The sequence below is a fragment of the Curtobacterium sp. PhB191 genome, from assembly GCF_004346515.1.
Classification (GTDB): domain Bacteria; phylum Actinomycetota; class Actinomycetes; order Actinomycetales; family Microbacteriaceae; genus Curtobacterium.
Genome location: NZ_SMBV01000002.1, coordinates 110041 through 135564 on the forward strand (window position 1 = coordinate 110041; position 25524 = coordinate 135564).

At 70.7% G+C, this 25524-nt stretch carries 25 protein-coding genes; 14 read left to right on the forward strand and 11 right to left on the reverse strand.

Annotated features, from left to right (window positions below):
- The first annotated feature begins 219 nt into the window (after positions 1 to 219).
- Entirely contained in the window at positions 220 to 801 is a 582-nt protein-coding gene (locus tag EDF48_RS03700; protein WP_111084820.1) for a LemA family protein, read from the forward strand.
- 19 nt (positions 802 to 820) lie between these two features.
- A complete protein-coding gene (locus tag EDF48_RS03705) occupies positions 821 to 1723 on the forward strand; it encodes a M48 family metalloprotease (protein WP_111084819.1) in 903 nt (300 codons plus the stop codon).
- 6 nt (positions 1724 to 1729) lie between these two features.
- Here EDF48_RS03705 and EDF48_RS03710 read toward each other — a convergent pair whose 3' ends face one another.
- Positions 1730 to 3001, reverse strand: coding sequence for a crosslink repair DNA glycosylase YcaQ family protein (locus EDF48_RS03710; protein ID WP_131878230.1), 1272 nt, complete (start codon positions 2999 to 3001; stop codon positions 1730 to 1732).
- Positions 3002 to 3093: 92 nt separating this feature from the next.
- Here EDF48_RS03710 and EDF48_RS03715 point away from each other — a divergent pair, with 92 nt between their 5' ends.
- A complete protein-coding gene (locus tag EDF48_RS03715) occupies positions 3094 to 4344 on the forward strand; it encodes an AI-2E family transporter (protein ID WP_131878233.1) in 1251 nt (416 codons plus the stop codon).
- Between the two features lie 62 nt (positions 4345 to 4406).
- Positions 4407 to 5666, forward strand: a complete 1260-nt coding sequence (gene ilvA / locus EDF48_RS03720) for a threonine ammonia-lyase (RefSeq protein WP_123340649.1) — start codon at positions 4407 to 4409, stop codon at positions 5664 to 5666.
- A 146-nt stretch (positions 5667 to 5812) separates the two neighbouring features.
- Here ilvA and greA read toward each other — a convergent pair whose 3' ends face one another.
- Both greA and EDF48_RS03730 read right to left on the reverse strand, forming a co-directional pair.
- Positions 5813 to 6301, reverse strand: coding sequence for a transcription elongation factor GreA (gene greA / locus EDF48_RS03725; protein WP_111084815.1), 489 nt, complete (start codon positions 6299 to 6301; stop codon positions 5813 to 5815).
- Positions 6302 to 6372: 71 nt separating this feature from the next.
- Positions 6373 to 6873 carry a DUF4307 domain-containing protein gene (locus tag EDF48_RS03730; RefSeq protein WP_165918729.1) on the reverse strand — a complete coding sequence of 167 codons (501 nt, stop codon included), beginning with the start codon at positions 6871 to 6873 and terminating at the stop codon, positions 6373 to 6375.
- A 23-nt stretch (positions 6874 to 6896) separates the two neighbouring features.
- On the opposite strand from EDF48_RS03730, the gene mca reads away from it, so the two are divergent.
- Positions 6897 to 7787 carry a mycothiol conjugate amidase Mca gene (mca, locus tag EDF48_RS03735; protein ID WP_123294744.1) on the forward strand — a complete coding sequence of 297 codons (891 nt, stop codon included), beginning with the start codon at positions 6897 to 6899 and terminating at the stop codon, positions 7785 to 7787.
- The gene (locus EDF48_RS03740) at positions 7784 to 8089 is read left to right on the forward strand and encodes a hypothetical protein (RefSeq protein WP_131878235.1); all 306 of its coding nucleotides are present in this window, start codon (positions 7784 to 7786) and stop codon (positions 8087 to 8089) included. Before mca ends, EDF48_RS03740 begins: the two co-directional genes overlap by 4 nt.
- 124 nt (positions 8090 to 8213) lie before the next feature.
- On the opposite strand, the gene EDF48_RS03745 is transcribed toward EDF48_RS03740, so the two are convergent.
- On the reverse strand, positions 8214 to 8921 hold the full coding sequence (locus EDF48_RS03745; RefSeq protein ID WP_123294746.1) for a hemolysin III family protein: 708 nt from the start codon (positions 8919 to 8921) through the stop codon (positions 8214 to 8216).
- Positions 8922 to 9016: 95 nt separating this feature from the next.
- Here EDF48_RS03745 and EDF48_RS03750 point away from each other — a divergent pair, with 95 nt between their 5' ends.
- The 3 genes from EDF48_RS03750 (at position 9017) to EDF48_RS03760 (ending at position 12704) form a co-directional block, all read left to right on the forward strand.
- Positions 9017 to 9802 (forward strand): isoprenyl transferase, encoded by a 786-nt coding sequence (locus tag EDF48_RS03750; protein ID WP_173170760.1) that lies wholly within the window; start codon positions 9017 to 9019, stop codon positions 9800 to 9802.
- Between the two features lie 95 nt (positions 9803 to 9897).
- Positions 9898 to 11007: an aminotransferase class V-fold PLP-dependent enzyme gene (locus EDF48_RS03755; protein ID WP_111084809.1), complete on the forward strand. Its 1110-nt coding sequence runs from the start codon at positions 9898 to 9900 to the stop codon at positions 11005 to 11007.
- A gap of 335 nt (positions 11008 to 11342) precedes the next feature.
- Entirely contained in the window at positions 11343 to 12704 is a 1362-nt protein-coding gene (locus EDF48_RS03760) for a PhoH family protein (protein WP_185021053.1), read from the forward strand.
- A 107-nt stretch (positions 12705 to 12811) separates the two neighbouring features.
- On the opposite strand, the gene EDF48_RS03765 is transcribed toward EDF48_RS03760, so the two are convergent.
- The 4 genes from EDF48_RS03765 to EDF48_RS03780 all read right to left on the reverse strand — a co-directional run bounded on the left by EDF48_RS03765 (position 12812) and on the right by EDF48_RS03780 (position 15945).
- Positions 12812 to 14215 (reverse strand): class II fumarate hydratase, encoded by a 1404-nt coding sequence (locus tag EDF48_RS03765; RefSeq protein WP_123294166.1) that lies wholly within the window; start codon positions 14213 to 14215, stop codon positions 12812 to 12814.
- Between the two features lie 161 nt (positions 14216 to 14376).
- Complete coding sequence (locus EDF48_RS03770) at positions 14377 to 14991, reverse strand: carbonic anhydrase (protein ID WP_111084807.1); 615 nt, start codon at positions 14989 to 14991, stop codon at positions 14377 to 14379.
- Between the two features lie 76 nt (positions 14992 to 15067).
- Positions 15068 to 15703, reverse strand: coding sequence for a DUF4245 domain-containing protein (locus EDF48_RS03775; RefSeq protein WP_123340653.1), 636 nt, complete (start codon positions 15701 to 15703; stop codon positions 15068 to 15070).
- Positions 15700 to 15945 carry an exodeoxyribonuclease VII small subunit gene (locus EDF48_RS03780; RefSeq protein WP_111084805.1) on the reverse strand — a complete coding sequence of 82 codons (246 nt, stop codon included), beginning with the start codon at positions 15943 to 15945 and terminating at the stop codon, positions 15700 to 15702. The genes EDF48_RS03775 and EDF48_RS03780 overlap by 4 nt, the downstream gene beginning before the upstream one ends.
- An 81-nt stretch (positions 15946 to 16026) precedes the next feature.
- Here EDF48_RS03780 and EDF48_RS03785 point away from each other — a divergent pair, with 81 nt between their 5' ends.
- A complete protein-coding gene (locus EDF48_RS03785) occupies positions 16027 to 16782 on the forward strand; it encodes an alpha/beta hydrolase (RefSeq protein ID WP_131878237.1) in 756 nt (251 codons plus the stop codon).
- Positions 16783 to 16807: 25 nt separating this feature from the next.
- Here the strand turns inward: EDF48_RS03785 and xseA are convergent, their stop codons facing one another.
- Complete coding sequence (xseA, locus tag EDF48_RS03790; RefSeq protein ID WP_131878239.1) at positions 16808 to 18085, reverse strand: exodeoxyribonuclease VII large subunit; 1278 nt, start codon at positions 18083 to 18085, stop codon at positions 16808 to 16810.
- A 131-nt stretch (positions 18086 to 18216) separates the two neighbouring features.
- Between xseA and EDF48_RS03795 the strand changes: the two genes are divergently transcribed.
- Together EDF48_RS03795 and EDF48_RS03800 are read left to right on the forward strand one after the other, a co-directional pair.
- Positions 18217 to 19275 (forward strand): 4-hydroxy-3-methylbut-2-enyl diphosphate reductase, encoded by a 1059-nt coding sequence (locus EDF48_RS03795; RefSeq protein ID WP_131845537.1) that lies wholly within the window; start codon positions 18217 to 18219, stop codon positions 19273 to 19275.
- On the forward strand, positions 19272 to 20036 hold the full coding sequence (locus EDF48_RS03800) for a DUF6264 family protein (protein WP_123294163.1): 765 nt from the start codon (positions 19272 to 19274) through the stop codon (positions 20034 to 20036). The genes EDF48_RS03795 and EDF48_RS03800 overlap by 4 nt, the downstream gene beginning before the upstream one ends.
- Positions 20037 to 20260: 224 nt before the next feature.
- Here the strand turns inward: EDF48_RS03800 and EDF48_RS03805 are convergent, their stop codons facing one another.
- The gene (locus EDF48_RS03805; RefSeq protein ID WP_131878241.1) at positions 20261 to 21520 is read right to left on the reverse strand and encodes a M18 family aminopeptidase; all 1260 of its coding nucleotides are present in this window, start codon (positions 21518 to 21520) and stop codon (positions 20261 to 20263) included.
- A gap of 93 nt (positions 21521 to 21613) precedes the next feature.
- Positions 21614 to 22642, reverse strand: a complete 1029-nt coding sequence (fbaA, locus tag EDF48_RS03810) for a class II fructose-bisphosphate aldolase (RefSeq protein ID WP_123294161.1) — start codon at positions 22640 to 22642, stop codon at positions 21614 to 21616.
- Between the two features lie 159 nt (positions 22643 to 22801).
- Between fbaA and glpX the strand changes: the two genes are divergently transcribed.
- Together glpX and EDF48_RS03820 are read left to right on the forward strand one after the other, a co-directional pair.
- The gene (gene glpX, locus EDF48_RS03815) at positions 22802 to 23791 is read left to right on the forward strand and encodes a class II fructose-bisphosphatase (protein ID WP_111084799.1); all 990 of its coding nucleotides are present in this window, start codon (positions 22802 to 22804) and stop codon (positions 23789 to 23791) included.
- Positions 23792 to 23995: 204 nt separating this feature from the next.
- Positions 23996 to 25519: a putative T7SS-secreted protein gene (locus EDF48_RS03820; RefSeq protein WP_347812763.1), complete on the forward strand. Its 1524-nt coding sequence runs from the start codon at positions 23996 to 23998 to the stop codon at positions 25517 to 25519.
- Positions 25520 to 25524 lie beyond the last annotated feature (5 nt).

Here is a 25524-nt window from a genome sequence, read left to right on the forward strand (position 1 = left end):
CCCACGTGATCCGGGCCGCTGGGTCAATACACCTCGCGGATGATGTCCCGCATCCGGTCGTGTTCGCCCCGCAGCCCGAACGCCCGGTGTGCGTGACTCGGGAATCGCCCGTGAACCCTGGCGGTCGACGCGAGCACTGCGGACGCGTCGGTAGACTTCACGACGGCCGTTCAGGCCACGCAGCACCGCGGATCCGAACGCGAGAAGGAGCACCCACGCATGGACACCGGACTCGTCACGACGCTGATCGTCGTCGGAGTGGTGGTGGTGATCCTGGTCATCATCGGGATCTACCTCTGGGTGACGTACAACTCGCTCGTCACGCTCAAGGTCCGTGTGGACGAGGCCTGGAGCGACATCTCGGTGCAGCTCAAGCGGCGCGCCGACCTCATCCCGACCATCGTCGACACGGTCAAGGGGTACGCCACCCACGAGAAGGCCGTCTTCGACGACGTCACCAAGGCGCGCTCCGAGACCCTGACGGCCGGTGACGCCGGCACGGCCTCCGCGGCCGAGGGACACATGCAGAAGGCGCTGAAGAGCGTGTTCGCGGTCGCCGAGGGGTACCCGCAGCTGCAGTCGAGCCAGAACTTCCTGCAGTTGCAGACCGAGCTCGTCGACACCGAGGACAAGATCCAGTCCGCCCGGCGCTTCTACAACGGCGGCGTGCGCGAGCTGAACACGAAGATCCGGGTCTTCCCGAACTCCACGTTCGCCAAGCGACGGGGCTTCGCCGAGGCGACGTTCTTCGAGACCGCCGAGCCGGCAGCCATCGCCGAGCCGCCGCGCGTCCAGTTCTGACCCCAGCCTCGCAGCTGCCGTGTACAGCGCCATCGCGCGGAACAAGCGCAACACCGTCGTCATCGTCCTGGTCTTCCTGCTGATCATCGGCGCGCTCGGGTTCCTGGGCGGCTACCTGGCGGGGAACGTCTCGATCGGCGTCATCGTGCTCGCCGTCGCCCTGGGCTACGCGGTGCTGCAGTACTTCTTCGCTGCTCGGCAGGCGACCGCCATCGCCGGCGGCATCGAGATCGACCGCACCTCCGAACCGCGGCTCTGGCGGACGGTCGAGAACCTCGCGATCTCGACCGGCATGCCGATGCCCCGGGTCTACGTCATCCAGGACCCGTCGCCGAACGCCTTCGCCACCGGGCGCGACCCGGAGCACGCCGTGGTCGCGGCGACGACCGGGCTGCTGCAGATCATGGACGACCAGGAGCTCCAGGGTGTGATGGCCCACGAACTCGGGCACGTCCGCAACTACGACATCCGGGTCTCGACGATGGTGTTCGGGCTGGTGGTCGCCGTCGGCCTGATCGCCGACGTGCTCCTGCGCATCTCGATCTTCAGCGGCCTGTCCGGCGGCCGGAACCGCAACTCGGACAACGGCGGTGGCGCGAACCCGGTGCTGCTCATCGCCGGCATCGTGGCCGTCGTCGTGGCGCCGATCGCCGCGGCGGGCGTGCAGGCCGCGGTGTCCCGGCAGCGCGAGTACCTCGCCGACGCCACCGGTGCGATGACGACCCGTCACCCCGAGGGCCTCGCCCGGGCGCTCGAGAAGCTCGGCGCGTACGGCCGACCGATGCAGACGCAGAACTCGTCGATGGCCCACCTGTGGATCGCCGACCCGATGCGCCCCGGCGTGATGGACCGGCTGTTCTCGACGCACCCGCCGCTGCCGGACCGCATCGCACGCCTGCGGGCGAACGCCGACCGCTTCTGAGCCCGGTCAGGCCTCGACGGCGTCGAGATGCTCCGTGGGTTCGGGGGCATCGGCGTCGTCGACGGCTTCGTGCGGGACCAGCGGGAGGCCGAGCGCCCCGGCGACCGCGGCCGCAGCCGTGCCCCGATCCGTGACCTCGACCTCGTCGAGTCCCTGCCAGGCGGCGGTGCGTCGGAGGGTCTCGGCCAGCCGCTCGGCATCGAGGTGCTCGCCGGGCTCCTGCCACGCGGTCCGGACCCGCAGCACGCCACGCTGCCGGTCGCTCTTCAGGTCGACCCGGCCGACGATGCGGTCGTCCTGCAGCACGGGCAGCACGTAGTACCCGAACACCCGCTTCGGCGCCGGTGTGTAGATCTCGATCCGGTAGTGGAACCCGTACATCCGCTCGGCCCGTCGGCGGAACCACACGACCGGGTCGAACGGGCTGAGCACCGCGTCGGCGGTCAGCTGCCGGGGCACCCGGGCATCGCGGTGGAGCCAGGCCCGCTCACCCCAGCCTTCGACCCGCACGGGCAGGAGCTCGCCGGCAGCGGTGAGCTCCGCGATGGCGCCGGCGGTGTCGTCCGACCGCAGTCGGTAGTAGTCGGCGATGTCCGCTCGGGTGCCGACGCCGAGGGCGCGGGTGGCGTGCCGGACGAGTTCGAGCACTGCGGCAGCGCGCGGCGGGGCCGTCTCGAGGAACCCGGCCGGCAGGACCTGCTCGGGCAGGGCGTAGACGCGCTCGAAGCCCGACCGTCCGGCGCTCACGGCCTCGCCCCAGCGGAACATCTGCTCGAGCCCGAGTTTCACGTCGCTCCAGCCCCACCACGGCCCACGGCGCACGTTCGACTCGTGCTCGACCGCGCTGGCCCGCATCGGCCCCTCGGCACGCAGGAGCGCGTGCAGCTCGCGTCGGACCCCGGCGGTGCGGGTGACGCCGTCGATCCTGGTCGGGCCGGCGTCGCGCTCCCGCAGGGCGTCCATCCGCCAGCGGAACAGCCGCAGGTCGTCGCGCGGGATGAGGGCTGCCTCGTGCGCCCAGTACTCGGTGTAGGGCCCGGACCGACCGAGGGTCAGTCGGTCGAGCGTGGACCGGTCGTACGCCCCCAGCCGTGCGAAGAGCGGCAGGTAGTGGCTGCGCTCGAACACGTTCACCGAGTCGATCTGCAGCAGCCCGAGCCGAGCGAACGCAGCGTTCACCGCACGCGTCGAGACGTCCGTCGCCGGTGGCCGACCGAACCCCTGCGCGGCGAGGGCGACGCGGCGGGCTTCGGCGGCGGAGAGCGAGGACCTGACCATGCGGCGACGCTACCGAACCCCGCCGACAGCGCGGCGTCCGAACGTATGCCGTATCTGGAACGCGAGGACGTCTGGATCGCTAGGATCGGCCCATGGCCTGGGGAAAGAAGACACCGCACACGGATCCCGTCGTCGTCGATGACGCGGTGCCGCCCGGCATGCGGATCGCCGGTGCGTGGTCGTGGCGGATCCTCGTCGTGGTCGGCGTCGTCGCGGTGGTCATCTACCTGGTCACGCTGTTCAGCGAGATCCTCATCCCGTTCCTCATCGGCATCGTCGTCGCCGCGCTCCTGGTCCCGCTGTCGAACTGGATGCAGCGCCACCACGTGCCGAAGTGGCTCGCCGTCATCGTCAGCCTGGTCGGTGGGCTCGCCGCCGTCGGGGCGCTCATCTGGCTCGTCGTCGACCAGATCGCCGCCGCCTACCCGTCGCTCCGCGACCGCACCCTGTCGCAGTACGACAACATCCGCGACTTCGTGCTCAGCTCCGGGCTCGGGATCAGCCAGAAGGACCTGAACTCCTACCTCAACCAGGCGACCGACTGGCTGCAGAGCAACTCCGGCTCGATCCTGTCCGGAGTCGCCAGCGCGGGGTCGTCGCTGACGCACATCCTCACGGGCCTGTTCATCGTCATCTTCACGGTGATCTTCCTGCTCATCGACGGCAAGAACGTCTGGCGCTGGACGGTCCGGCTCTTCCCGAAGAACGCCCGCAGCGCGATCGACGGCGCCGGGGTCGCCGGCTGGACGACGTTGACGAGCTTCATCCGGGTGCAGATCTTCGTCGCGTTCGTCGACGCCGTCGGCATCGGCCTCGGTGCGTTCTTCCTGCAGCTGCCCCTCGTCGTGCCGATCGCGGTCTTCGTGTTCCTCGGGTCGTTCATCCCGGTCGTCGGCGCGATCGTCACCGGGTTCCTGGCGGTGTTCGTCGCCCTGGTCTTCAACGGCCCGGTCGCGGCGGTCATCATGCTCGGCGTGATCCTGGTCGTGCAGCAGGTCGAGGGACACATCCTGCAGCCGCTCGTCATGGGCAGCGCCGTCAAGGTGCACCCGCTCGCCGTCGTCCTCGGGGTCACCGCGGCGTCGGGTCTCGCGGGCATCGCGGGCGCGTTCTTCGCCGTCCCGCTCATCGCCACCGTCAACTCCATGGTCACGACCATCTCGAGCGGCCGGTGGAAGACGATGGACTCCGACCACGTGCTCGAGGCCAAGCAGGACGCGCACGACGAGAACGTCCGGACCAAGCGCCGGCGCAAGATCCTCAAGCTGCGGAAGCGCCGTGGCGACGTGCCGAAGCCGGGCACCGACGAGCAGCCGACCGCGGTCAAGGGGACGGCAGGCTGACACTGAACGATCCCTCGTGTCACGGGTTCGCCGCGGGGGCCCGGAACGACGATGATGGGGGAGTGACCGACACCAGCGCCTCCCAGCACACGCTCGCCGCGATCCCCACCCTCGCGGACATCGAGACGGCGCGGGAGACCATCTCGGGCGTCGCGCGCGTCACCCCGATGGAGACCTCGCAGTTCCTGGCCGAGGTGCTCGGTTCACCGGTGCACCTGAAGTGCGAGAACCTGCAGCGCACCGGCGCGTACAAGGTCCGCGGCGCCTACAACCGCCTGTCCACCCTGTCCGAGGAACAGCGCGCCAAGGGCGTCGTCGCGGCCAGCGCCGGCAACCACGCCCAGGGAGTCGCCCTCGCCGCCCGCGAGCTCGGCATCCCGGCGACGATCTTCACCCCGGTCGGCGTCGCGCTGCCGAAGCTGCAGGCCACCCGCCACTACGGCGCCGAGGTCGTGCTGCGCGGCCACTCGGTGGAGGAAGCCCTGAGCGCCGCCAAGGACTTCGCCGCACACACCGGCGCGGTCTTCATCCCGCCGTTCGACCACCCCGCCGTCATCGCCGGCCAGGGAACCCTCGGCCTCGAGATCATCGACCAGGTGCCCGACGTGGACACCGTCGTCGTGCCGATCGGCGGCGGCGGGGTCATCTCCGGCATCGCCCTCGCGGTCAAGGGCATGGCCGAGCGGCTCGGACGACCGATCAAGGTCATCGGGGTGCAGGCCGAGAACGCTGCTGCGTACCCGTCGTCGATCCGCGCCGGCGAGCCCGTCACCATCACGACGACACCGACGATCGCCGACGGCATCGCGGTCGCCCGCCCCGGCGACCTGAACTTCCCGATCATCCGCGACCTTGTCGACGACATCGTCACGGTCTCCGACGACGACACCGCCCGCGCCCTGCTCGTGCTGCTCGAGCGTGCGAAGCTCGTGGTCGAAGCCGCCGGAGCCGTCGGTGTCGCCGCGATCATGTCCGGCGCGGTCCGCGACACCGGGCGCACCGTCGTGCTGTTGAGCGGCGGCAACATCGACCCGCTCATGATGGAGCGCGTGATCACCCGCGGTCTCGTCGCCGCGTCGCGCTACATCGGCATCCGCATCATGCTGCCGGACCGTCCCGGCCAGCTCGCCCGGGTCGCCCAGGTGATCTCGGACGCCGGCGCGAACGTGGTCGAGGTCCTGCACACCCGCCACGGACAGGGCCTGGTCATCAACGAGGTGGCCCTCGACCTGTCGATCGAGGCGCGCGGCCCCGAGCACGCGCAGGAGGTCATCCAGCGCCTGCACGAGGTCGGCTTCCGCCCGGAGCTCCTCGAGCACTAGCCCTGCGACGATCCACGGGTCGTTCGACGCGTGTCCTGTCGGATCCGTGGTGCGCCCCGGCGGGCGGGGCCGTGGAGGCGACCAGCGGACAGACGGGAGGCCCGTGGCGGTGTCGCCCCGGGCCTCCTGTCCGTCTGTGGTGCTGCCTACGGCTCGTAGCGCTCGATCTTGACGACCTCGACCGCGATCTCCTTGCCGTTCGGCGCCGTGTAGGTGGCCTTGTCGCCGGCCTTGAGGCCGACGATCGCCGCGCCGACGGGGCTGACCGGGCTGTAGACCGTCAGGTCGGAGCCCTCGGCGACGATCTCGCGGCTGCCGACCAGGAACGTCGACTCGTCGCCCGCGATGACCGCGGTGACGACGGTGCCGGGCTCGACCGTGCCGTCGAAGACCGCTTCGCTGACGGTCGCGTGCTTGAGGAGGTTCGTGAGGACGCGGATGCGCGCCTCGATCTTGCCCTGCTCGTCCTTGGCGGCGTGGTAGCCGCCGTTCTCCTTGAGGTCGCCCTCTTCGCGAGCGGCCTCGATGCGGCGCGCGATCTCGGCACGGCCCTCGCCGCTCAGCTCGTCGAGCTCCGCCTGGAGACGGTCGTGCGCCTCCTGGGTCAGCCAGGTGACCTGCGTGTCGTTGCTCATCTTCTGTCCCTTCGACCATGAAAAAACGAGACCGGCCGAGTGGTCGGTCTCGAGAGGCGAATCAGGACAGTCTAGGGAATCCAGCAGTCGTGGATCAAGCCGGTGACGCCACGGGTCGTGGTCGTCACCTCGGTGCTGACACTGCGGGTGCGCTGCTCGGACGGGGCGAGGGTGATCTCCTTCCAGCCCACGATCGAGTAGCTCTTGTCGAGGACCTGGACGGCGCACTTCGCCCGGACACCCGGGTCGACGGAGACCTGCGAGTGCACGACCGTGCTGTGCTGGGAGAGGACCTCGTACCCCACGACGTCGTCGGTGAGGCCGCGGTCGGACTGGTCGAGACCCGCCCAGATCACCCAGGCGGCGAAGACCACGACCACGGCGATGGCGGCGGTGATCGCGACGGCCTTGCTGCGGCGCGCGCGGGCCGGGGTGCGGCCGTAGCGGTCGTCGAGGGTGGCGGTGTGGTGCTGTTCGGACAGTTCGGGGCTCCCGGGGTGATTATCCTGATCCCAGGGTAGTTCACGCGTCGCTGTGCACTTCCCGTCCCCGCTCGTCCTCCGCTCGCCCACGCTCACCCACGTGAGGAAGTCCCGTGCCGTACCGCTTGCTGGCCGTCCACGCCCACCCCGACGACGAGTCGAGCAAGGGGGCGGCGACCGCGGCGAAGTACGTGGCCGAGGGGCACGAGGTGCTGGTCGTCTCCTGCACCGGGGGCGAGGCCGGCGACATCCTCAACGACCAGCTCGGCGAGCCCGCGACGAGCCGTGCGCACCGCGACATGGCCGGGTACCGCCGCGGTGAGATGGCCGCCGCGCAGGCAGCCCTCGGCATCGACCACCTGTGGCTCGGTTACCACGACTCCGGGTTGCCCGACGCCGAGAAGGGCGAGACCGTCCGACCCGGCACGTTCTCGACCGTGCCGCTCGAGTACAGCACCGAGGCGCTCGTGCGTGTGATCCGCCGGTTCCGTCCGCACGTGCTCGTCACCTACGACGAGAACGGCGGCTACCCGCACCCCGACCACATCCGCACGCACGAGGTGTCCGTCGCCGCCTGGGCAGCCGCGGCCGACCCCGCTGCGTACCCCGCGGCCGGCGAACCGTGGTCGATCGCGAAGCTCTACTACGAGCGCACGATGAACCCGCGCCGCTTCCGGACGATCTTCGAGGCACTGCAGGACCGCGACCCGGACAGCCCCGCGATCGAGCAGCTGCGCGAGTGGGTGGAGCGGTTCGCCGACCGGCCCGACCTCGCGACCACGCACGTCGACGTGCACGAGTACTTCGACCAGCGCGACGCCGCGCTCCGTGCCCACGCCAGCCAGGTGGCGCCGGACAGTGCGTTCTTCTACTGGCCGAACGACCTCCTGGCCACGGTGTGGCCGACCGAGGACTACCAGCTCGTGGAGGCCCGCGTGCCGACCGAGCTCCCGGAGACCGATCTGTTCGCCGGGATCCCTGCCGACAAGGAACCGACCCCGTGAGCTCCATCGCGGCGGCACTCGCCGCCACCCCCAGTCCCAGCCCCAGCGTCGTGCCGGACGTGAACGTCACCCCCGGTGTCGTCGGGTTCATCGCCATCGCGCTGGTGGCGATCGCGACGATCGTCCTGGTCGTGGACATGACCCGGCGCATCCGCCGGACGCGCTACCGGTCGGAGATCCGCGAGCGTCTCGAGGCGGAAGCGAACGGCACCGCGTTCGACGGTCCCGCGACGGACGAGTCGGAGCGGCGTGCGGCCGAGGACGGCCGAGCCGACGTCGGGGACGACACCGAGCGCGGTTGACGCGCTAGCGCCTGACGGAACCGGGCGTACCTGGGCGGATCGGGCGTACCTGGTCGAAAGTTCCGGGTGAGTACGCCCGGAACGACCAGGCATCGCGCGCGTTCCGGGAAGGAACGTGCGACCGTCAGCGCACCGGGTCCAGGGCGACGATGAGCACACCGACCCACTGCGCGCCGAAGGCCACGACCGTCAGGGCGTGGAACACCTCGTGGAAGCCGAACTGGGTGGGCACCGGGTTCGGCCGCTTGAAGCCGTAGACCAGCGCGCCGATGATGTAGGCGACACCGCCGGACAGGATGAGCACGGTCATCGGGACGCTCGCCGCGAAGAACTGCGGCAGCAGCCCGAGCGCCGCGCAGCCGAGCACCAGGTAGATCGGCACGTACAGCCACCGGGGCGCGTTGATCCACAGCACCCGGAAGGCGATGCCGAGGGCGGCGCCGGACCACATCACCCAGAGCACGACCACCATCAGCGTGTGCGGCAGGGCGCAGATCGCGATCGGCGTGTAGGTGCCGGCGATGAGCAGCAGGATGTTCGTGTGGTCGATGCGCTTGAGCACCGCCTTGACGGTCGGCCCCCACGGGAACCGGTGGTACGTCGCGGAGACCCCGAACATGGCCAGCGACGTGGCCATGAACACCGCGCTGCCGACCTTCGCCGCGGTGCTGTCGGCCAGGGCGATGAGGACGATGCCCATCGCGATCGCGAACGGGAACGCGCCGAGGTGGATCCACCCGCGCCAGGCGGGGCGGGTGTCCTCCGTGGTCGTCGCGGCCTCTTCGGTGAACGGGACGTGGGGGAGGGTGGCGGTCTCGTGCTCGTCCTGCATGTGCCGACTGTAAGCCCCGTGCCCGAACGGATGCCACGAGTTCTGGGGGAGCCGCACTCGGGACGCTCCGACCGACGGTGCACTACGCTCGGTGCGTGACCGGCAGGGTGGGATGGGCAGGACGAGGGATCCTCTACCGCGCCTACCAGAGCCGCATCCGCCGCCAGATCGAGGGCAGCGCGAAGCCGAAGCACGTCGCCATGATCGTCGACGGCAACCGTCGGTGGGCGAAGCAGCTCGGGCTCGAGTCCGCCGCGCACGGCCACCGCGCCGGCGCCGCGAAGATCCCGGAGTTCCTGACCTGGTGCGACGAGCTCGGCATCGAGGTCGTGACGCTCTACCTGCTCTCCGCCGACAACCTGACCGGACGTGCCGGAGCGGAACTCAGCGAGCTCGTCGGCATCATCGGCGACCTGGCCGGGGTGCTCGCCGACACCACGGACTGGCGCGTGCAGCACGTCGGGTCGAACGAGGGCCTGCCCGACTCGCTCGTGTCCGCGCTCGCGCAGGCCGAGGAGCGCACCGCCGGCCGGACCGGACTCCACATCAACCTGGCCGTCGGGTACGGCGGGCGCCGCGAGATCGCCGACGCCATGCGCAGCATCGTGGAGTCGCACGGCGCGGGTGGCGGCACGATCGACACCCTGGCCGAGGTCCTTACGCCGGAGCTCATCGGCGACCACCTGTACACGCAGGGACAGCCCGACCCCGACCTGGTGATCCGGACCTCGGGTGAGCAGCGGCTGTCCGACTTCATGCTGTGGCAGAGCGCGCACAGCGAGTTCTACTTCGTGGAGGCGCTCTACCCCGACCTGCGCGAGGTCGACTTCCTGCGCGCCGTCCGCGACTTCGGGCTGCGGTCGCGACGCTTCGGCGGCTGACGCTTCCTCGCTACTGCGCGGATCGGCCTGGGTTCGCTGACGTTCAGTGATCCCAGTAGGCTCTCAGGGTTCGACACTGTGAAAGGTGCACCCCTGTGAACATCGACGAGTACGCCGCGGGCTTCTCCGAGGACCCCGGCTACCTCGACCACGCTGCGTTCGGCCCCGTGCAGACCGCCGTGCTCGAAGAGCAGCGCGTGCTCGGCACGATCCAGGAGCACATGCGCTTCGGCGCCATGGAGACCCTCGACGAGCAGGACGCCCGCGTCCGCACGGTCGCCGCCCGCTTGGTCGGTCGCCGCGAGGACCAGGTCGTCTCGCAGACCGCGACGACGCCCGGCCTGCTGCACACGGCCTTCGGCCTGACCGGCGGCGTGCTGGTGTCGGCCGACGAGTACCCCTCGCTGCCGCTCGCGCTGGCGAGCGCCGCCTCGGCGACCGGCGGCCGGGTCCAGCCGGTCGTCATCGAGTCCGGTGCCGGGTGGATGACCCCCTCGCTCATCCAGGAGCGCCTGACCGACGACGTGACGGCCGTGGCGGTGTCGCTGGTCGACTGGCGCACCGGCTACCTGGCCGACCTCGCCGGCATCCGCGAGGTCATCGGTGACCGCCTGCTGATCCTCGACGCGATCCAGGGCTTCGGAGTCGTCGACGCCCCCTACGAGATCGCGGACGTCGTCGCGACCGGCGGCCAGAAGTGGCTGCACGCCGGCTGGGGCACGGGCTTCACCGCCTTCAGCGACCGCGCCCTGAACCGCCTGCGTCCGGCGCTGTCCGGCCCGCACGGCACCACCGGCTGGCCCGTGGACGTCCCCGCCGTGCGCCCGGGTGCCGCCGGCTACCAGATGACCCGCATCGACCCCATCGCGCAGGCCCGCCTCGCGGTGTCGCTGGACCGGCTGACCGCCGTCGGTGTCGCCGCCGTGCAGGAGCGCGTCACCGAGCGCGTCGAGCGCGTGTTCGCGATCGCGGACGAGTTCGGGCTCGAGGTCGAGTCCAGCCGCGACCCGCGCGAGCGCGCCGGCATCGTCGTGCTGCGGCCGGCCGAGGGGCGCCTGACCGCGCTGTCCGCGGCGCTGCACAACCACGGCGTGACCGCGACGACGCGGCTCGGCGTCGCGCGGGTGTCGGTGTTCGCCTCGACGACGGACGAGACGCTCGACATGTTCCGCGACGCCTGCGTCTCGTACGCGACGCTTCAGTAGCGCGGTTCCGCGAAAGCGACAGATCTCCGGGAACGGTTCGCGGAGATCTGTCGCTTTCGCGGATCTGGACGTGCGGAAGGGCGGACGGGAGGCGCGGGGCGGCGCCGCCACGGGCCTCCCGTCCGGCGGACGGCCACGTCGACTGCCGGTGTCACGTTGTTCACGTGACCGTAACGCCGGAAACCGCGTGTCGCTGGCGGGGTGTCGGAGGGCGGACGTACGTTGTCCCCATCGGGCACCGCGCCCGATCGAAGCGGCCACAGTCGGTGCTTCGGGACCCGCTCCACGGCCGCGTTCGAGGACATGGACCGGGCTGCTCGCGGCCCGGGGATGGAGTGGTCGTGACCTCTCAGAACGTCTCTCGCGGAACCCAGCACCAGCCCACCGCGGACTCGTCCACGTCGGTCGCCCAGCGCACGTACGTGCTCGACACATCGGTGCTCCTCAGCGATCCGCGGGCCTTGTTCCGCTTCGCCGAGCACGCGGTGGTCCTGCCCGTCGTGGTCGTCAGCGAACTCGAGTCGAAGCGCAACGACCCGGAGATCGGGTACTTCGCGCGGCAGGCCCTGCGGCTGCTGGACGAGATGCGCATCGAACACGAACGGCTCGACTTCCCGATCGCGCTCGGTGACGGCGGTTCCTTCCGCGTCGAGCTGAACCACTCCAACCAGTCCGTCCTGCCGTCCGGGCTGCAGCTCGGCGACAACGACTCCCGCATCCTCGCCGTCGCCTCGAACCTGCAGAACGACGGGCTCGACGTGGTCGTCGTGTCGAAGGACCTGCCCCTGCGCGTCAAGGCGTCGTCGATCGGCATGGCGGCCGAGGAGTACCGCGCCGAGCTCGCGGTCGACTCCGGCTACACCGGCATCGCCGACCTGCAGGTCTCGGGCGAGCAGATGGCCGACCTGTACGAGAAGGAGGAGATCCGCTCCGTCCAGCTCGACGGCGTGCCGGTCAACACCGGAGTCGTCATCCACTCCGAGCGCGGTTCGGCCCTCGGTCGCGTGCACACCGCCGGTTCCGTCGCCCTGGTCCGTGGCGACCGCGAGGTCTTCGGGCTGCGCGGCCGGTCCGCCGAGCAGCGGCTCGCGATCGACGCCCTGCTCGACTCCGAGATCGGCATCGTGTCCCTGGGCGGCAGCGCCGGCACGGGCAAGTCAGCGTTGGCCCTGTGCGCCGGGCTCGAAGCAGTGCTCGAGCGGCAGCAGCACAAGAAGATCATGGTGTTCCGGCCGCTGTACGCCGTGGGTGGCCAGGACCTCGGGTTCCTGCCCGGTGACGCCGGCGAGAAGATGAACCCGTGGGCGCAGGCGGTCTACGACACCCTCGGGTCGGTGGTGTCCGACAACGTCCTCGACGAGGTGATCGAGCGCGGCTTGATCGAGGTCCTGCCGCTCACGCACATCCGCGGTCGGTCCCTGCACGACGCGTTCGTGATCGTCGACGAGGCGCAGTCGCTCGAACGGAACGTGCTGCTCACCATGCTCTCCCGCATCGGGCAGAACTCCCGCGTGGTGCTCACCCACGACGTCGCGCAGCGCGACAACCTGCGGGTCGGACGGCACGACGGCATCGCGAGCGTCATCGAGCGGCTCAAGGGCCACCCGCTGTTCGCCCACGTCACGCTGACCCGGTCGGAGCGCTCCGCGATCGCCGCCCTCGTGACGGACCTGCTGGACTCGCCCGACCTGGTGTAGCGCCCGGCTGTTCCCCACACACGAAAGCGACAGATCTCCGCGAACAGTTCGCGGAGATCTGTCGCTTTGGCGGAGGGGTCAGCGCGGAGGGGTCGCGCGGCAGGAGCTCAGTTCGGGTGGGTCATGGACAGGACGTCCAGTGCCGCGTCGAGCTGCTCCTCGGTGACCTCGCCACGCTCGACGTGGCCGAGCGCCACGACGGCCTGGCGGACGGTGATGCCCTCGGCGACGGCGTACTTCGCGACCTTCGCCGCGGCCTCGTAGCCGATGACCCGGTTGAGCGGGGTGACGATCGACGGCGACGACTCGGCGAACGCCCGGGCCCGCTCGAGGTTCGCCTGCAGCCCGTCGATGGTCTTGTCGGCCAGCACCCGCGAGCTGTTCGCCAGCAGACGGATCGACTCGAGCAGCGCCGTCCCCATCACGGGGATCGCGACGTTGAGCTCGAACGCACCGGACGCACCCGCCCAGGCGATGGTGGCGTCGTTGCCGATGACCCGCGCGCCCACCATCAGGGTGGCCTCGGGGATCACCGGGTTGACCTTGCCGGGCATGATCGACGAGCCCGGCTGCAGGTCGGGGATGTGCAGTTCGCCGAGCCCGGTGTTCGGGCCCGACCCCATCCAGCGCAGGTCGTTGTTGATCTTCGTCAGGCTGACCGCGAGCACCTTGAGCGCCCCGGAGGCCTCGACCAGGGCGTCGCGCGCGCCCTGGGCCTCGAAGTGGTCGACGGCCTCGGTGATCGGCAGGTCGGTGTCGCTCGCGAGCTGGGCGATCACCCGCTGCGGGAAGCCCTTCGGGGTGTTGATGCCGGTGCCGACGGCGGTGCCGCCGAGCGGGACCTCGGCGACGCGGGGGAGCGTCGCGGTGACCCGTTCGATGCCCAGGCGGATCTGGCGTGCGTAGCCGCCGAACTCCTGGCCGAGGGTGACCGGGGTGGCGTCCATCAGGTGCGTGCGGCCGGACTTCACGGCGTCGGCCCACAACGTGGCTTTGGCCTCGAGCGACTCGGCGAGGTGCTCGAGCGCCGGGACGAGCGAGCGCAGCAGGGCTTCGGTCACGGCGACGTGCACCGAGGTCGGGAACACGTCGTTCGACGACTGCGAGGCGTTGACGTGGTCGTTCGGGTGCACCGCGGTGCCGCCGATGTCCGACGCCAGCGTGGCCAGGACCTCGTTCATGTTCATGTTCGACGAGGTGCCGCTGCCGGTCTGGTACACGTCGACGGGGAACTGGTCGTGGTGCTGCCCACCGATGATCAGGTCCGCCGCGCCCGCGATGGCGTCGGCGACGGCGGGCTCGACGATGCCGAGCTCGCCGTTCACGATGGCCGCAGCGCGCTTGATGCGGGCGAGCGCCACGATCTGGGCCGACTCGAGCCCGGTGCCCGAGATGGGGAAGTTCTCGACCGCGCGCTGGGTCTGGGCGCGGTACAACGCCGACTTCGGCACCCGCACCTCGCCCATGGTGTCGTGCTCGATGCGGAACTCGGTCTCGGTGGTGTCGGTCACGTCGTCGTGGTCCTTCCTGGGGTGCTCGCCGGACGCGGTCGCGTCGGGGGACTGCGCCGGCGCACGAGGTCTCCGTGGGTCACGGAACCGGCGCCGGGCGTCTCGTTCGACTGTACCGGTGCGACGGATGTGGGACGTGCGGGTGCGGCGCCGAGGGGCCGTCAGGCGTTGCCGACCACCGTGTCGATCGTGACCTCGCCCGTGCCGAGGTCGTAGGTCGCGCCGACGACGGCCAGCCGGCCCTCGGCGATCGCGTCGGAGACGGCACCGGAGCGCTCGAGCACCTGGCGGAGCGTGGCCTCGAGGTGGGCGGCGCCGATCGCTTCTTGTGGGAGCTCGGCGTCGGTGGCACGGACCTTCTCGACGCTCGGGGCGATGGCGTCGACCAGGGCCTGCAGGTGCGGCGCGGGGACCGGCTCACCCGAGCGGGCCGCGGCGACGGCACCGCACCGGGTGTGGCGCAGGACGACGACGAGCGGGGTGCCGAGCGCGACGACCGCGAACTCGATCGACCCGAGCACGACGTCGTCGACGATCTGCCCGGCGTTGCGGATGGCGAAGAGGTCACCGATGCCCGCGTCGAACACGTGCTCGAACGGCACGCGCGAGTCGGAGCAGCCGAGGACGGTCGCGAACGGCGCCTGCGACCCCTGGAGCTCGGTGCGGCGGTCGGGGTCCGTGCGGCCCATGCGGCGCTTGTCGGCGGCGAAGCGGGCGTTGCCGTCGACGAGCAGGCGCAGGGCGTCGGACGGGGTGGAGGCGGCGCGGTCGGGCATGGGGCTCCTCGGATCGGGTCGGATGAGGTCGAGTGGTCGGGCGCCGGGGTGTCCGGCAGGATTCGTCCGGCGGTCGCTACTGGGAGAACTGCTTCGTCACGGCCGTGGCCACGGTGCGGTACGACGAGTCGTCGGCGGTGCCGGAGAGCACGATCGTGTTGGTGCCGAACGTGGACACGAGCGAGTACGCGTGGTTGCCGGCATCCGAGCCCTCGGCCCGTCGGTCGTACACGGTCCACTTGGTGCCGTCGATGACGCGGGTGCCGGTCGACGGTCGCTGGTCGAGCTGGTTCGAGACCCACGAGCCGTTCGCGTCCACGCCCTGCTGCAGGCTGAGGTACTGCTTGTCCGGCGTCACGAACCCGACGGTCCAGACGTCGACGTCGTCCGAGGTCTTGTCGGAGAAGTCGGCCCGGTTCGACGTGAAGCCGCTCGGCAGGTCGGGGGCGGCGAGGGTGATGTCGCCGACGTGGGCATCGGCCGCGATCTGCTGGTAGTCGACGGTGCGGTCGACCGTGGTGTTCGGCCGCACGACCACGGCGACGAGGAACAGCACGATGCCGAGCGACGCGATGAGCGCGATCACGAGGTTGAAGGCCGTCTGGTGCTGGCGGCGAGCGGTCCGTGCGGCGTCCTTGCGGGCCCAGGTCTCCTCTGCCGTCTCGGGTCGGCCGAGCTCGGCGACGATCGGGCGACCGTTCGCGTCGGTCATCGGGCGGAGCCGTCCTCGGCGCTGCTGGCCGCGCGGGCCGCGTCGAGCCGGGCACGAGCACCGACGAGCCACTCTTCGCAGCGGGCGGCCAGGGCCTCGCCGCGCTCCCAGAGCGACAGCGAGCGCTCGAGGGTCGCGGAGCCCTGTTCGAGCTCGCTCACGACACGCACGAGTTCGTCGCGGGCTGCTTCGTAGCTCAGCGACTGGACGTCGGTCTGCTCGGGTTCCTGCTGGGATGGCACGACTCGATCCTACCGAGGGTCCACCGACTGACCGACGTGCCCGCTGCGCCTGGGGAGAACACCGGCCGGTAGGGTCGCGCCATGACAGATCTCCCCGAGGGCGTGGACTGGTACCCGGCACCGGACGGACCGAGCGCTGGGCGCGACGGGCTGCCGGGCCGCCCCTCGCTCGCGGTCGTCCTGCCCGGCGGCGGGTACGGCATGCACGCCCCGCACGAGGGGGAGGGGTACGCCCGCTGGCTGAACGGGATCGGCATCGACGCGGTCGTGTTCGCGTACCCGCTCGCCCCGCACCGCCACCCGGACGCCGTGGTGGCGACCCGAGCGCTCGTCCGTGACCTGCGTGCCGGACGCTGGGCGGGCCTCCCGTCCGATCCGCGGATCGTCGTGATCGGTTCGTCGGCAGGCGGGCACCTGGCGGCCCTCGTGTCGAACGCACCGACGCCGGCCGAGCGCGCCGTGTCGGACGTCGACGACCGGCCCGACCTGACGGTGCTCTGCTACCCGGTGACGTCGATGACGGACCACCCGCACGTCGGCAGCGCCGACAACCTGCTCGGACCGGGCGCGAGCGTCCGCGAGCGGTCCGCGGTGGACGCGGACCTGCTCGTCGACGACCGGACTCCGCCGACCTTCCTGTGGCACACGGCCGAGGACGAGCACGTGCCGGTGACGCACTCGCTGTCCTACGCACACGCGCTGGCGCGGCACGGGGTGCCGTTCGACCTGCACGTGTTCGAGCGCGGTGTGCACGGCATCGGGCTCGCCGAGGGCCTCGGGCCGGCCGAGGCGTGGAGCACGCTGGCGACGACCTGGCTGCGCGACCGCGGCTGGTGACCAGGCCGTCGGCGACCCCGACGCGTCAGGCAGCCGGACCCGACCCGTCCGGACCCGGCCCGGCCGAACCCGACCCGTCCGGACCCGGCCCGTCCGGCTCGAGCGTTCCGGTCGCCGTCCCCGCGCCGAGCGTGACGTGCACCGGCGTCTGCCCGGTCAGGTCGTCGGACGACCGCACCACGCCGCCGTCGGCCCGCTGCACGATCGCGTAGCCGCGGCGCAGGGTGTCGCGCGGCGACAGCGCACGGAGCCTGGCGGTCAGGTGCCCGACCTCCGAGTGGCCCCGCTCGAGCCGACGGTCGAGCAGCTCCCGCGACCGGGACAGGTCACGGGCCACTTCCTCCGCACGGGTGTCGACGAGCCACGCCGTCGACGCGAGCGCCGGGCGTGACCGGAGGGCGGCGATCCGGTCGGCCTCGACCGCGAGCGTCTGCGACAACCGCAGGCCGATGCGGGCGCGGGCCTGCCGGACGTTCGCGAGCTCCTCCGCGACGTCGGGCACGACGCGCTTGGCGGCGTCGGTCGGGGTCGAGGCGCGGAGGTCCGCGACCTCGTCGAGGATGGGACGGTCGGCCTCGTGCCCGATGGCCGACACGATCGGTGTGCTCGCCGCTGCTGCTGCGCGGACGAGTCCTTCGTCGCTGAAGCCGAGCAGGTTCTGGAAGTCGCCGCCACCACGGGCGATGATGATGACGTCCACCGTCGGGTCGGCGTCGAGCTCGAGGATCGCCGCCGTGACCTCGCCCACGGTCCGCTCGCCCTGCACGGCGGTGTGGACGGTGCGGAACTCGACCTGCGGCCACCGGAGCTGCGCGTTGCGCTTGACGTCCTTCTCGGCGTCGGAGTCCTTGCCGGTGATCAGGCCGATCCGGTGCGGCAGGAACGGCAGACGCTTCTTGCGTGCGGGGTCGAACAGCCCCTCTTCGCCCAGGGTCCGACGCAGGCGTTCGAGTCGTTCGAGCAGGTCACCGAGGCCGACGTGCTTCATCTCGACGACCTGCATGGTCAGCGAGCCGCCCTTGACCCAGTAGTTCGGCTTGACCGCTGCGACGACCCGGTCGCCCTGCTTGATGTCCGCCGGCACCCGGGACCGCACGCTCGACCAGATCGAGAACGACACCGTCGCATCGACCTCGACGTCCTTGAGCTTGCCGTAGACGTTGCCGCCCGCGACGTTCCACTGCGTGATCTCGCCCTCGATCCACGCGGTGCCGAGCCGGTCGATCCAGTCGCGGAGCTTCGCGCCGAGGAGCGCGACCGGCCACGGGTTGTCGGCCGTCGGCGGGCCCTGTTCGATCGCCATGTCGCTCCTTCTCGTGCTGGACGTCCATCGTGCCCGACACCGGTGACAGCGGGCGAGCGGCGGGTTCTCCACAGCCGGCCCCCGCGCCCAGGTCGCGTGCGTCCCGCTCACCTATCATCGGGGACGTGACGATCACCAACGGCCACACGGTCCCGCTCGCCCCTCCGCGTGTGCACGCGGCGCGTGGGCGACTGCGTGACGAGCCGGTCGCCGGTCCGAAGAAGGTGCTGCTCGCGGCACCCCGCGGCTACTGCGCCGGGGTCGACCGGGCGGTGGTGGCGGTCGAGAAGGCGCTCGAGCAGTACGGCGAGCCCGTCTACGTCCGCAAGCAGATCGTCCACAACGTCCACGTCGTGTCGACCCTCGAGCAGCGCGGTGCGGTGTTCGTCGACGACGTCGCCGAGGTCCCGCGCGGTTCGCACGTGGTGTTCAGCGCCCACGGCGTCTCACCCGCCGTCGTGGCCGGTGCCGCCGACCGCGACCTGCACGCCATCGACGCCACCTGCCCCCTGGTCACCAAGGTCCACCGCGAGGCCACCCGGTTCGCCAAGGCCGAGCGGACCATCATCCTGATCGGGCACACCGGCCACGAAGAGGTCGAGGGCACGATGGGCCACGCCCCCGAGCGCACGATCCTGGTCAACGGCCCGGACGACGTCGCCGCGCTCGACGTCCCCGATCCCGACAACCTCGTCTGGTTGTCGCAGACCACGCTGAGCGTCGACGAGACGATGGAGACCGTCCGCCTGCTGCGCGAGAAGTACCCGACCATCCAGGATCCGCCGTCCGACGACATCTGCTACGCCACCCAGAACCGCCAGGTCGCGATCAAGAAGGTCGCCCCGGGCACCGACCTGGTGATCGTCGTCGGCTCCGCGAACTCGTCGAACAGCGTCCGTCTGGTCGAGGTCGCCCTGGAGCACGGGGCGAAGGCCGCGCACCGTGTCGACTACGCGGAGGAGATCCGCCAGGAGTGGCTCGACGGCGTCGCCACCGTCGGCGTCACGAGCGGCGCGTCCGTCCCCGAAGAGCTCGTCGCCGAAGTCCTCGAACAACTCGCCGACGCCGGGTACGGCGCCGTGGAAGAAGTCGTGACCGCACACGAAGACCTGATGTTCTCGCTCCCCAAGGAGCTCCGCACCGACGCGTCGGGCAACCCGACGCGCGCGCTCGGCGGGCGTCGGGCATGAGCGGCGCGGACGGCTGGGGCTCGGTGCCGCAGCGCGAGCCGGGTCACGTCGACGACACGGCGGCAGCCGGCCAGGAGGCCCGGGGCACGTCCCCGACGACGGCCGCCGGTGCCGTCAGCGGCCGGGTCCACGGCCGACCCGCCCCCGCGTACGGCGAGTACGCGCCAGAGGGATGGGTCAACCCGGTCCTGGTCGAACAGGAACGTCAGGAGCGCGAGCAGCAGGAGCGCGACCGCCGCCAGCAGGCGGCGAGCCAGGCCGGGCAGGACGGCGCGACCGCGTACCGGTCCGGTGCCGGTGCGCCGACCGGCACCGTGCCTCCAGGACGACCCGGCGCAGCCGGCGACCCGACCACGGGCGGGTCGCAGCGGTCCGCGTCGACGAGCCGGTTCGGACGCACGCCCGCCGACTTCGTCCTGACGGTCGGTCTGCTCGCCTTCGGACTCATCTCCGTGGTGCAGTCCCTCGCGGTGACCAACGTCGCGTCGACGGTGCGTCGGACCCTCGAGACGCAGTACACGGCGCTGAACGACCCGAGTGCACTGAGCGGTGCCGCGATCATCGGGGCGATCACGAACGTCGTGGTCTTCGCGCTCGTGGCGTGGTGGTCGATCCGCCGGCTCCGGGCACGCAAGCGCACGTTCTGGGTGCCGATCGTCGGCGCGGTCGTGGCCACCTTCGTGAGCACCATCGCGTTCGTCGTCGTGGTGTTCCAGGACCCGCAGTTCGTCGAGTTCATGATGCGCCAGGCCGGCGCCTGACCCTCGGACCGCCTGACCGCCAGGCTGCTCGCGGCGCTGGCATCCGCGCGTCGAGTGGTCGCAACACGCCGCATGCCCGCCGTCGAGCGGTCACGAAGTGTCGTCCGGCGCCGGGGCCCCCGACAGTTCGTGACCACTCGGTCCTGCGTGCGCGGGGAGTCGCGACCACCCCGGCCCGCAGACGCCGGGCGGGGCTCAGCCGGCCGGGTCCAGCCGGCCAGGGCTCAGCCTGCCAGGAACGCCGCGACGGCGCCGTGGAGTGACGCCAGGTCCTCGACGTGCACGAGCTCGCGGATCGAGTGCATCGACAGCAGCCCGACGCCGATGTCGATCGTCGGGATCCCGAGCCGGGTCGCCGCGATCGGGCCGATGGTCGAGCCACCGGGGATCGTGTTGACGTTGACGAACGGCTGCCACGGCACCCCGGCGGTGTCGCATGCGGCGGCCCAGACGGCCTCGCCCTTGGCCTCGGTCATGTAGCGCTGGTTCGCGCTGATCTTCAGCAGCGGACCGGCACCGGGGCGCGGACGGTTCGTCGGGTCGTGCTTCTCCGGCTGGTTCGGGTGCACCAGGTGCCCGGCGTCGCTCGACAACAGCCACGAGGCGCGGAACGCCCGAGCGGCCTCGGAGCGGGTGGCGCCGAGACCCTCCTGCACGCGGCCGAGGACGTCCTCGAGGAACGGGCCACCGGCACCGGACGGGGTCGAGGAACCGATCTCCTCGTGGTCGAACGCCGCGAACACGGGGATGTGGTCGCCGTCGACCGGGGCGTCCACGATGCCGCGGAGCCCGGCGTGCACGCTCGTCAGGTTGTCCATCCGGCCCGACGCCAGGAACTCGCGCTCGATGCCGATGCGGGCGGGGGCCTGGGTGTCGGCGAGGAAGAGGTCCCACGAGACTGCATCGTCTCCGAGGCGAGCGCGCAGCCACTCCACGACCGAGGTCCCTCCGGCGTCGCCGTCCACGCCGACGATCGGCAGCGTGTGGCGTTGGCGGTCGATCTCCTTGCCGTCGTTCACCCCGCGGTCGAGGTGGATCGCGAGGTTCGGGATGCGGGCGACCGCGTCGGTGCTGACGAGCCGCACGCTGCCGTCGGCGTCGACGACCCGGCCGGCGATGCGCAGGTCGCGGTCGAACCACGTCGACAGGAGCGCGCCGCCGTAGACCTCGACGTTCAGCTGCTCCCACCCGCCGGTGCGGACTCCGGGGTTCGGCTTGATCCGGAACCCGGGGGAGTCGGTGTGGGCGCCGAGGATCCGGAACGGGGTCGTCGCCGTTGCACCCTCCGGCAGGCGCCACGCGATGACCGCACCGTCGCGGACCACGACGTACGCGCCGGGTTCGGTCGGCCACGCGTCGAGCTCGGACAGCTCGGTGAACCCGGCTGCGACGAGGCGGTCACGGGCGGCCGCTGCCGCGTGGAACGCGGTGGGCGACTCGGTGACGAACTGGGCGAACTCGGAGGCGATGGCGTCGACGGTCACCTGCCCATCGTGGCATGCGGTGGAGGCGGCCGGACGCAGAACGGGGCACGTCCGTCGGACGCGCCCCGTTCCTCCTGGCAGTTGCTCCCGGTGTCAGCCCTTGGTGTGACCGGCGGAGCCGAGCACCTTCGCGGCCTCGCCCACGCGAGCCGCCATGGCGGACTCGGCGACCTTGCCCCAGGCGCGGGGGTCGTACTGCTTCTTGTTGCCGACCTCGCCGTCGATCTTCAGGACACCCTCGTAGTTCCGGAACATCGAGTCCGCGATCGATCGGGTGAACGCGTACTGCGTGTCCGTGTCGATGTTCATCTTGATGACGCCGTTGCGGACGGCCTCGTGGATCTCGTCGTCGGTCGAGCCGGAGCCGCCGTGGAAGACGAGGTCGAGGGGGTTCTCGCCGGTGCCGTGCTTGGCCGCGACCGAGGCCTGGATCTCGCCGAGGAGCTCGGGGCGGAGCTTGACGTTGCCCGGCTTGTAGACGCCGTGCACGTTGCCGAAGGTGAGCGCGGCGATCCAGCGACCCTTGTCGCCCAGGCCGAGCGCGTCGACGACCTTCTCGACGTCGTTCGGGGTCGTGTACAGGGCGTCGTTCGTGCCCTCGTGCTCGACGCCGTCCTCTTCGCCGCCGACGACACCGATCTCGACCTCGAGGATCGCGTTGATGTTCCGCGTCTTCTCGAGCATGGTCTTCGCGATCTCGATGTTCTCGTCGAGCGGCACGGCCGAGCCGTCCCACATGTGCGACTGGAAGATCGGGTTGCGGCCGGCGCGGACCTCTTCCTCGCTCGCCGCGATGAGCGGCAGGACGAAGCCGTCGAGGGCGTCCTTCGGGCAGTGGTCGGTGTGCAGCGCGACCGTGATGTCGTAGTTCTTCGCGACCTCGTGGGCGAACTTCGCCATCGCGAGGGCACCGGCGGCACGGTTCTTGATCGTCTGGCCGGCGAAGTAGTCGGCACCGCCCGTCGTGACCTGGAGGATGCCGTCCGAGCCGGACTCCTGCAGGCCCTGGAGGACCGCGTTGATGGTCTGCGACGAGGACACGTTGACCGCGGGGTACGCGAACTTGCCCGCCTTCGCGCGTTCGATCATCTCGGCGTACTGTTCCGGCGTTGCGATGGGCACGTGGATCTCCTTCGACTTCGGTGATGTCCCCGCCGATCGTAGTCAGAAGCTCTGGAGGCGCGGTGCGGGTTACACGGTCGGCTCGCGTCCGCCGTGCACATGCGTGCACGGGCCCGGTGTCCGAACCGCCGGTCGGCCGCCGGTCGGTAGGCTCGGGTCGTGACTCCCTCTACGGAAACCGGCTCCCTGTTCCTCCAGCCCGACCGCAACCTGGCCCTCGAGCTCGTGCGTGCGACGGAGGCCGCCGCGATCCGTGCGCAGCCGTGGGTCGGGCGTGGTGAGAAGAACCTCGCCGACGGCGCCGCGGTCGACGCGATGCGCAAGTTCCTCGGCACCGTGAACTTCGACGGCGTCGTCGTCATCGGTGAGGGCGAGAAGGACAACGCCCCGATGCTCTACAACGGCGAGCACGTCGGCAACGGCCACGGCCCGGCTTGCGACATCGCGGTCGACCCGATCGACGGCACCTCGCTCACCGCAGCCGGCCGTCAGAACGCCATCTCCGTCATGGCCGTCTCGGACCGCGGTTCGATGTACGACCCCTCCGCCGTGTTCTACATGGACAAGATCGCCGCCGGGCCCGAGGGCCGCGGGGTCCTGGACCTCGAGAAGCCGATCGGCGAGAACATCCGCGCGCTCGCGAAGGCCAAGGGCAAGGACCTCGAGGACATGGTCGTGGCCGTGCTCGACCGTCCCCGTCACGACGAGTTGATCCGTGCGATCCGTGCGACGGGCGCCGGGACGCGTCTGCTGCTCGACGGTGACGTCGCCGGTGGCATCGCCGCCGCGCTGCCCGGCTCGACGATCGACATGTGCGTCGGTGTCGGCGGCACCCCCGAGGGCATCATCACGGCGTGCGCGATCAAGGCGCTCGGCGGCGTGATCCTCGGCAAGCTGCAGCCGAAGGACGACGAGGAGCGCGAGCGCGCCATCGCCGCCGGCCACGACCTGGACAAGGTCCTCGACCAGGACGACCTGGTCACGGGTGACAACACGTTCTTCGTCGCCACCGGCGTCACCGACGGTGTCCTGGTCGACGGTGTCCGTCGCTCGCGCGGCGTCATCCACACCGACTCGCTCGTCCTGCGGTCCCGCTCGAACACCATCCGTCGCATCCAGGCGGACCACCGTGCGGAGAAGTGGTTCTGATCCCTGCGAGATCCTGATCGGCGCGAGTCATCGCTGAACCGTCGAGACCCGTCCGCACCACGTCGTCGCGTGGCGCGGACGGGTTTTCCCGTGCACGGGACGAGAGCACACGATGATTCGAATCATCGGCATCTGTGACCCCTGATATGGTCACAACCGCACATCTGTGAAGAAGTGTGCGGAGATCGGACCTGGGGAGGAATGATGGGGCGGCCGTCGGGGTGGGATGTCGTCGATCAGGGTGATGATCCGGTCAAGGGGGATCCGTCGACGTTGCGGATGATGTCGCGGGAGTACCAGCGCATCTCCGACGCCGCGGATGACGCCTCGACCCGGCTGAAGTCGGTGAAGGGGTCCGGGTGGCTGACCGACTGGGAGGGTGAAGCGGCGGACGTGTTCGTCGACGCGATCGAGGACACCCCGTCGGACCTGACCAAGCTCGTCGACTCGTACGAACTCGCCGCGACGGCGTTGTCGGGGTGGGCGGACACGGTCGATGACACCCAGTACCGGGCTGATGGTGCGCTCGCGGACGCGAAGGATGCGTCCGGGGACCTCGCCGCGGCGCAGGACCGGCTCTCCGATGCGCAGTCGAACCTGTCGCACTACCAGTCGGCATCGTCGGACCTGTCGAAGGTCGCGGAGAAGTACCCGGCTGGCTCCGAGGTGCCCGACGGGGTGGACGTGCCGTCGCCGGCGCAGTTGCGGGCGGCGTCCGACAACGCTTCCGTCGCGCAGGGGTCCGTGTCGTCCGCGCAGGGCGACATCGCGGCGGCGCAGTCCCGGATCGACGCAGCGAAGCGGCTCGTGGCGGATGCGAAGGGTGACTGGCAGGACGCGGAGCAGCGGACCGCGACGAAGATCGGTGAAGCGGCTGACGCGGGGCTGGGGAAGCAGTCCACGTGGGACAAGATCTTCGGGTCCGAGGCATGGGAGACCATCGTCTCCATCGCGAAGGTCGTCGTCGCGGTCGGCGGGATCATCGCGATGATCATCCCGGGGCCGTGGACGTTGATCATCGCGGCGATCGCGCTCGTGGTGTTGGCGGACACGTTGTACAAGATGAGCAAGGGCACCGCCGACGGGTGGGACCTCGCGTGGGCCCTCGTCGACTGCGTCCCACTGGCAGGTGGCCTAGGGGTGACGGCTCGGGCGATGCGGATGGCGAGTAAGGGTGGACGGGCGACCTCGCTGTTGCACGTCGGTAGTCGATTCGCACGTGGACGTGATGTGATCGCGAAGCAGGTCAATGCCTTCAGTGCGACGTCCAAGCTGGGAAAGCTGTTCACGCCATTGCAGCGAGTCGTTCGGCCGTTCGAACCTGGTGCTGTTCGGTTCTCGCAGAAGTCTGTCTCCTTCAACAAGATCGACCGCACCACCGGTGAGCCGTACACCTACGACGACATCACAAACAGCATGCGCGACGGCGGTTGGCGCGGAGACCCGGTCGACGTGGTGGAGATGCCGGACGGCGTGAGCACCAGCATGGACAACACTCGGATCAGAGCCGCGCGGGAGACCGAAACGCCAGTGCAGGCGCGCGCACACGAACACCACGAACCGTTGACCGCAAGAGAGGTTGAACGCTTCACGAAGCGTGGCCACGCCGAGCCCAGAACGTGGGGCGAGGCCGCTGAGGTTCGGATGAAGTCGCAAGGCACGAATTGGTCGAAAGCGAATCCAGCTGGGTCTCACGACCTCCCGAAGCTCACCGGAGCACCACAGTGAGGGAA